The organism is Mesorhizobium sp. M1312, assembly GCF_040318115.1.
Classification (GTDB): domain Bacteria; phylum Pseudomonadota; class Alphaproteobacteria; order Rhizobiales; family Rhizobiaceae; genus Mesorhizobium.
In genome coordinates this window covers 131,076-138,305 of record NZ_JAMYLQ010000016.1, presented here as the reverse complement: position 1 = coordinate 138,305, position 7,230 = coordinate 131,076, and the positions used below count along the sequence as shown (strand labels likewise).

Annotated in this window: 5 protein-coding genes, 1 tRNA gene and 2 pseudogenes; 2 read left to right on the top strand and 6 right to left on the bottom strand. The window is 62.7% G+C overall.

Annotated features, from left to right (window positions below; translation table 11 throughout):
- The 3 genes and pseudogenes from NKH36_RS19600 to NKH36_RS19590 all read right to left on the bottom strand — a co-directional run.
- Nucleotides 1–239 (bottom strand): annotated as a pseudogene (locus tag NKH36_RS19600) (hypothetical protein); the annotation flags it as partial.
- A 24-nt stretch (nucleotides 240–263) separates the two neighbouring features.
- A complete protein-coding gene (locus NKH36_RS19595) occupies nucleotides 264–2,552 on the bottom strand; it encodes a hypothetical protein (RefSeq protein WP_352958040.1) in 2,289 nt (762 codons plus the stop codon).
- Between the two features lie 248 nt (nucleotides 2,553–2,800).
- Nucleotides 2,801–2,876 (bottom strand) — tRNA-Ala (locus tag NKH36_RS19590).
- Nucleotides 2,877–3,036: 160 nt separating this feature from the next.
- Here NKH36_RS19590 and NKH36_RS19585 point away from each other — a divergent pair.
- Together NKH36_RS19585 and NKH36_RS19580 are read left to right on the top strand one after the other, a co-directional pair.
- Entirely contained in the window at nucleotides 3,037–3,327 is a 291-nt protein-coding gene (locus NKH36_RS19585; RefSeq protein WP_023800489.1) for a YggT family protein, read from the top strand.
- Nucleotides 3,328–3,338: 11 nt separating this feature from the next.
- Nucleotides 3,339–3,638 (top strand): annotated as a pseudogene (locus NKH36_RS19580) (DUF167 family protein); the annotation flags it as partial.
- A gap of 329 nt (nucleotides 3,639–3,967) precedes the next feature.
- On the opposite strand, the gene NKH36_RS19575 reads toward NKH36_RS19580, so the two are convergent.
- From NKH36_RS19575 to NKH36_RS19565, 3 genes are all read right to left on the bottom strand, one after another.
- Nucleotides 3,968–6,022, bottom strand: a complete 2,055-nt coding sequence (locus NKH36_RS19575) for a M3 family metallopeptidase (protein ID WP_352958041.1) — start codon at nucleotides 6,020–6,022, stop codon at nucleotides 3,968–3,970.
- 89 nt (nucleotides 6,023–6,111) lie between these two features.
- Complete coding sequence (locus NKH36_RS19570) at nucleotides 6,112–6,522, bottom strand: nuclear transport factor 2 family protein (RefSeq protein ID WP_352958042.1); 411 nt, start codon at nucleotides 6,520–6,522, stop codon at nucleotides 6,112–6,114.
- Between the two features lie 9 nt (nucleotides 6,523–6,531).
- Nucleotides 6,532–7,176, bottom strand: a complete 645-nt coding sequence (locus NKH36_RS19565) for a carbonic anhydrase (RefSeq protein WP_352955506.1) — start codon at nucleotides 7,174–7,176, stop codon at nucleotides 6,532–6,534.
- Nucleotides 7,177–7,230: the final 54 nt, after the last annotated feature.

Here is a 7,230-nt window from a genome sequence, read left to right as displayed (position 1 = left end):
GCACCGACCCCGGCACCGCTCGTGCCTGCCCCGACGGATGCGCCTTGCGAGCCGGCGCTCGCGCCAGCACCGACCCCGGCACCGCTCGTGCCTGCCCCGACGGATGCGCCTTGCGAGCCGGCGCTCGCGCCAGCACCGACCCCGGCACCGCCGACATTACCTCCGCTGCCTGTGTCTTGAGCCGAGGCAGGCCCGATTGCGATCCCGATCGTCAACGCGGCTGCGACGTACCTTTTCATTGTCATTCTCCTCTGAGGCTTCACTCATTGGTCTTCACTGGCGTAGGTCGAGTTATTCAGTGGCCGCGTTGGAAGCAATGCGGCGGGAAGAGCGATGGTTGCCGGCAGAACAGGATGCGGTGACTTTTGGACCTTCACTTTCTGTTTTTTCGGCAATCGCGGTTTATGGGCTGGTTGGGCGCTCGAACGCGATGTATTTGCAAGTCCACTCGCGGGGGTACGTGCCTTCGGCGCGCGCGCCACAGCCGCAGTGCGACGCTTCTCCTTCACGACGCCAATTGCCTCACGCGCGGCACTGAGGCTGCGGGCTAAACCAGCAGCCTTTTCACGCTCTTGCTCCAGCGCCGCGCCCAACTCTGCCGAGACCTGCTTTGAAGCGTCGCGTTCCTTTCGAACGATATCGAAGTCGCGTAGGGCTGAATCTGCTCGTTCGCGTTCCAGTTCGAGCGCTTCTCCAGCTTGCTTTAGAGCGGCCTCGGTCACGGATCGGCCCTTCATGGCATTGGCCTGCTCGACCGCTGCGCCTGTCGTAAGAGCGTCGACGGTCTGGCGAGCCCTGGTGAGTTCCTGTTCCAAGCGTTCAATCTTGCGCCTCTGCTCATCAAGCGCTCGCTTCGCAACACCTTGAGAGGCTTCCATGGAATCTGCTCGTTCGCGTTCCAGTTCGAGTGCTTCTCCAGCTTGCTTTAGAGCGGCCTCGGTCACCGATCGGCCCTTCATGGCACTGGCCTGCTCGACCGCTGCCAGTTTTGCGCCTGTCTTAAGAGCGTCGACGGTCTGGCGAGCCGTGGTGAGTTCCTGTTCCAGGAGTTCAACCTTGCGCCTCTGCTCATCAAGCGCTCGCTTCGCAGCACTTTGAGAGGCTTCCATGGAATCTGCTCGTTCCCGTTCCAGTTCGAGTGCTTCTCCAGCTTGCTTTAGAGCGGTCTCGGTCACCGATCGGTCCTTTATGGCATTGGCCTGCTCGACCGCGGCCAGATTTGCGCCTGTCTTGAGAGCGTCGATCTTTTGGCGAGCCGTGGTGAGTTCCTGTTCCAGGAGTTCAACCTTGCGCCTCTCCTCATCAAGCGCTCGCTTCGCAGCATCCTGAGGGGCTTCCATGGAGGGCTGCGCTCCGGCGGCCCTCTTGCGCTCTTGCTCCAGCGCCGCACTCAACTCTGCCGAGACCTGCTTTGAAGCGTCGCGTTCCTTGCGAACGATATCGAGGTCGCGTACGGCCGAATCTGCTCGTTCGCGTTCCAGTTCGAGTGCTTCTCCAGCTTGCTTTAGAGCGATCTCGGCCACCGATCGGTCCTTCATGGCATTGGCCTGCTCGACCGCCGCCAGATTTGCGCCTGTCTTAAGCGCGTCGATCGTTTGGCGAGCCGTGGTGAGTTCCTGTTCCAGGAATTCAACCTTGCGTCTCGCCTCATCAAGCGCTCGCTTCGCAGCAAGCTGAGAGGCTTGCGCTCCGGCGGCCCTCTTGCGCTCTTGCTCCAACGCCGCACTCAACTCTGCCGAGACCTGCTTTGAAGCGTCGCGTTGCTTGCGAACGATATCGAGGTCGCGTACGGCCGAATCTGCTCGTTCGCGTTCCAGTTCGAGTGCTTCTCCAGCTTGCTTTAGAGCGGCCTCGGTCACCGATCGGTCCTTCATGGCATTGGCCTGCTCGACCGCCGCCAGATTTGCGCCTGTCTTAAGCGCGTCGATCGTTTGGCGAGCCGTGGTGAGTTCCTGTTCCAGGAATTCAACCTTGCGCCTCGCCTCATCAAGCGCTCGCTTCGCAGCACCCTGAGAGGCTTCCATGGAGGGCTGCGCTCCGGAGGCCCTCTCGCGGTCCAAGAGAAGGGCTTCGGCCCTAAAGTCTTCGATAACGCGCTGCGCCGTCTCCAGCGCTTCGTCCACTTGCTGCTGCTCTTCCAGGGTTTGTGCCTGCTTAGCCACCGTGTTCGCCAAGGCGTGCGCCTGGGCGCTTGCGTCACGTGCCCTGCGCTGCATGATTTCCAGCTCGGCCCGTGCTGCGGCCAATTCGCGGCGTAAAACCATTTCATGCTCGCCGGGCGGCGTTTGCACACGCTTAAGTTGCGCGGCGCTGGCAATGCTGACTCCCGCGGCGACGATGACGGCAACCGCGACTGCACCAAATCTGGACGGGATCTTCATGATGAGAGGCTCCTCAAGATCGCCGCTACCTAGCGGGACCGGGCACTTGCCAAAGTCCGGCTGGCAGCCACCTTCGCGGTAAAGGTTCGCTGCGCCGTAGCTGCCTTTCGCGCCTTCCAGCACACAGGCCCAAGGAAGGATTATCCCGTACACGCCCGCGAATGTCGCCATTCATTGTGATGAAGCGACGCGCCGGTTCGCAGGTGCGTGGCGCAGGGCCGGCTTGCAACTGGCCAGCCTGGCCATGACGATTCCTTTCGCGCTGAACAGCGGCATAGCGGCTGGAGAGAATTTTCGGCCACTGCCTTTCGGGAGGCATCCTTTCGCGCCCCGGTAAAGACCAATTTTGGCGGGCACGAATAGCTGAAATGGGCGTGGAAGAGGGGACGCCACAATCTGCAAACGGTTGCATATCCGACTGGTGGAGCTGAGGAGGATCGAACTCCTGACCTCGTCATTGCGAACGACGCGCTCTCCCAGCTGAGCTACAGCCCCGTCCAGCGGATGGCGCATTTATCGGCCGCGGCGCTTTCCTGTCAAGACGGCGTTTAGCCCCAAAACCGCGCGGCCAGCCACCGGCCTGGCGCGCCGCGGAAGCTGGCTCTTGCCGCTTTCGCCCGCAATGGCTACATGTCGGCAACAATCGGAGACCGGCATGATAGCCCTCATTCAGACAATTGTCCTGGCGCTTGACATTTATTGGTGGATTATCATCGCCTCGGCGATATTCTCCTGGCTCTACGCCTTCAACGTCGTCAACTCGCGCAACCAGTTCGTCGATAGCGTCAGCAACATGCTCTTCCGGCTGACCGAGCCGGCGCTGCGGCCGATCCGCCGCTTCCTGCCCGACCTCGGCGGGATCGACATTTCGCCGATCATCCTGCTTCTGATTCTGTTTTTCCTCCGGCAGTTCCTGCTCACCACGGTGGCGCCTCTGGTCGTCTGACCAGGCATTCCATGACTGGGCCGTTTCGCTCGCGTAACGAGGGCGTCGATCTGTTCGTCCGGCTGACGCCGAACGCGGCGATGGACAGGCTCGAAGGCAGCGAGATGTCGGCGGACGGGCGAAGCCACCTTAAGGCTCGCGTCCGCGCCGTGCCGGAAAACGGCGCCGCCAATCAAGCGCTCGAACGGCTGGTCGCCAAGGCGCTGGGCGTGCCGCGTTCGGCCATCTCGGTTGTCGCCGGCGGCACGGCCCGGCTGAAAACGCTACGCATCCTCGGCGATCCGGCGATGCTGGCGAAAGGCATCGAGGCGCCAGCGGCGATTGAACCGTCTCATCCGTCGCGCGCCCCTCTGCCTGCCCTCTTTGCCATCTCGCCACAACAAGGGAGGGGCTATCGCGTTTGGATTCTTGCGAAGAGGACCCCCACCCTAACCCTCCCCACAAGGGGGGGGAACGCTGCCGCGCGCCCTTTACTTTCCCTTTGGCACCCAAAGCCCGCCAATTTTGCCGAGGTCAGCGCCAACGGAAGTCTCCCTCCCCCTTGTGGGGAGGGGTTAGGGGTGGGGGTGCATCGTAGAGCGAAAGCCTCGGCTTTCCACCTGCGATAGCCCCTGCCCACAAGGATTGGCAGCTTCGCTGTTCAGACTAGGCCGCGCTTGGCCATCATCGCTTCGGGCGACGGCATCTTGCCGCGGAAGGCGGTGTAGAGCGCTTCCGGGTCCTTGGAACCGCCGGCGGCATAGATGTTCTTCCTGAGCCGCTCGGCCAGCGCCGGATTGAACGGATCGCCCGTCTCCTCGAAGGCGGCGAAGGCATCGGCGTCGAGCACCTCCGACCACATGTAGGAATAGTAGCCGGCCGAATAGCCGTCGCCGGCAAAGATGTGGCCGAAATGCGGGGTGCGATGCCGCATGGCGATAGTGTCGGGCATGTTGAGCTTGTCGAGCGTTTCGGCTTCGAAACGAAGCGGCTCTTCCGGCGCGTCCGGCCGCGCATGGTAGGCCATGTCGACCAGCGCCGAGGCAGTGAATTCGACCGTGGCGAAGCCGGCGCCGAAGGTGCGCGCCGCCAGCATCTTGTCGACCAGCGCCTTCGGCATCGGCTTGCCGGTCTTGACATGCAACGCATGCTTTTCCAGCACCGCCGGCACGGTCAGCCAATGTTCGTAGAGCTGCGAGGGCAGTTCGACGAAATCGCGGCTGACCGAGGTGCCGGAGACCGACGGCCAGGTGACCTCGGTCAGCATGCCATGCAGGGCATGACCGAATTCGTGGAACAGGGTCTTGGCTTCGTCGACCGACAAAAGTGCTGTCTCGCCCTCCGGCGGCTTGGCGAAATTCATGATGTTGTAGATGACCGGGTTCGAACCATGGCCAAGCTTGTAGCCGGATTTCAGCGCGCTCATCCAGGCGCCAGAGCGTTTCGAGGGCCGCGCGAAATAGTCGGCCAGGAACAGACCGCGCTCGCTGCCGTCGGCATTCCTGACGATGAAAACGCGTGCGTCCGGATGCCAGGTGACAATGCCTTTCTTCTCCTCGAAGGTAATGCCGAACAATCTTGTCGCCACGTCGAAGCAGGCTTCGATGATGCGGTCGAGCTGCAGATAGGGCTTCAGCTCGGCCTCGTCGAAGGCGAATTTCTCGGCGCGCAGCCTCTCCTGATAGAAGCGCCAGTCCCAGGCGGCGAATTTTTCATTGCTGCCGGCCTCGGCCGCCAACCGCTGCAACTCGGTCCGGTCGCTTGCGGCCTTTTCCAAGGCTTTATCCCAGACCGGGTCGAGCAGCGTGTGCACCGCCTCCGGCGTCTTTGCCATGGTGTCGTCGAGCTTCAGGGCGGCGTAGGAAGCGTAGCCGAGCAGCTTCGCCTTTTCGGCGCGGAGCTTCAGCATATCGCGCACCACGGCGGTGTTGTCGGTGGCGCCGCCATTCTGGCCGCGCATGGTGAAGGCGCGGAAGGCGATCTCGCGCAGGTCGCGGCGCTCGGAGAAGGTCGAGAACGGCTCGTAGATCGAGCGCGACAGGGTGACGGCATAGCGGCCTTTCTGGCCGCGTATCTCGGCGGCCTCGGCCATCGCGCTTTTCAGGAATTCCGGCAGGCCGGCAAGATCGGCCTCGTCGAGGAACAGCGCCCAGTCGCGCTCGTCGGCAAGCAGGTTCTGGCCGAACGTCGTGCCGAGCGACGACAGTTCCTCATTGATCGTCGCCAGCCGCTTCTTGCCCTCGGGATCGAGCTTGGCGCCGGAGCGGACAAAACCTTTCCAGGTCTTTTCCAGTACCCGCAGCGTTTCCACGTCTAGCTTCAGGGCCTCGCGGCGCTGGTATAGATCGTCGATGCGGGCAAACAGCCTCTCGTTCATCGAGATCGCCGAGAAATGCCGCGACATTTTTGGCGATATGTCGCGCTCCAGCGCCTGGATCGCCTCGTTGGTGTGGGCGCCGGCCCGGCACCAGAAGATCGACGAGACATGGTCGAGCGCCTCGCCGCCAAGCTCCAGCGCCGCGAGCGTATTCTCGATGGTCGGCATCTCGGCGTTGCCTGATATCGCCTCGATCTCGGCCTCATGCGCCTTCAGTGCCGCATCGAAGACCGGAGAAAAATCGCCCTCGCCGATGCGGGTAAAATCGGGCAAACCGAGCGGCCCTTGCCAGGTGGTCAGCGGATGGGCGGCGAGGTCGACGGCTTTCGTGGACGGCATGGGCAATCTTTCGCTGAGTGGGGAAAGGCGGGATCATCACCGATGTAAGGCGCTGGCTTGCCGCATGCAATATCGCGGCAGGTACTCGGTCAGTAGCCGTCGCAGTTTTCCGCGATCGTCGCCTGCGAACTGGCGGTGATGCGGTTGTCGGCGATCGCGAAGGTTTCCTGCATCAGCATGTCGTTGTTGGGGAAATCATAGCAGGCGACGACCGTGGTGACGCCGCCTTCGGTCTTCTCGATCCGATGCCGGATTTCAGCCCCGGCGACAGCGCCTTTCCAGTCGTCGATCGAGGCGATGAATTCCTGCTTGGTCTGGACGACGCCGAGGTCGTCGAGCTTTATCCGGACGTCATCGGCAAGCAGGTCCGACAATTCGGTACGATCGGCGACCAGCAGCGCCGCGTACCAGCGGCCGATAAGCGCGCTGTCATCGGCACGGGCGGACATGACTGAAAACAGCAGTGCCGCTGCGGCCAACACGATCGAACGGCACTCCATGCAGCCCTCCTATGTCATCTCCGGCCGCTCGAAGTCACCGGTATCCTTGTTCATCACCCAAAGCTCGCCGGTCGAGATGTCGAACCAGGCGCCATGCAGCGACAGCCGTCCCTTGCCTTCCAGGATCGAGACGCAGGGAAAGGTCCTGAGATTGGCGATCGAATAACGGATCGAGATGCGCTCCAGCGCGGTCTGGCGCTCCGTCGCCGTCATGAACGTGCTGGACGACACGGTCTCGGCCGCCGGCGCAATCAGGCTCATCCACTTGCCGATGAAGTCGCCGGGCGACAAGGGCGCGGCCGTGGGGTCGAGTGCCGCGCGGATGCCGCCGCAGCGGCCATGGCCCATCACCACGATGTTCTTAACCTTGAGGCTCTGCACGGCGAATTCGAGCGCCGCCGAGGTCGAGTGGAACTGGTCGTCGGGCGCATAGGGCGGCACCAGATTGCCGACATTGCGCAGCACGAAGAGTTCGCCAGGCCCAGCGTCGAAGATCGCCTCGGGAGCCGCGCGGGAGTCGCAGCAGGCAATGATCATCGTTTCGGGGGACTGGCCCTCGCGAGCGAGCGAGCGATAGCGTCCGCTTTCGGCGAGATAGCGGCCGCTCATGAAATTGCGATAGCCGGCGAGGAGGTGATCGGGGAGATGAGGCATTGGCGGCGTCGGGAGCCTTTCCGGGTTAGGCGGCAGCTCTTTAAGTCAGGAAGG

Coding starts and splice junctions, on each gene's coding strand:
- NKH36_RS19595 (WP_352958040.1), bottom strand. CDS start 2,552: ATGGCGACATTCGCGGGCGTGTACGGGATAATCCTTCCTTGGGCCTGT.
- NKH36_RS19585 (WP_023800489.1), top strand. CDS start 3,037: ATGATAGCCCTCATTCAGACAATTGTCCTGGCGCTTGACATTTATTGG.
- NKH36_RS19575 (WP_352958041.1), bottom strand. CDS start 6,022: ATGCCGTCCACGAAAGCCGTCGACCTCGCCGCCCATCCGCTGACCACC.
- NKH36_RS19570 (WP_352958042.1), bottom strand. CDS start 6,522: ATGGAGTGCCGTTCGATCGTGTTGGCCGCAGCGGCACTGCTGTTTTCA.
- NKH36_RS19565 (WP_352955506.1), bottom strand. CDS start 7,176: ATGCCTCATCTCCCCGATCACCTCCTCGCCGGCTATCGCAATTTCATG.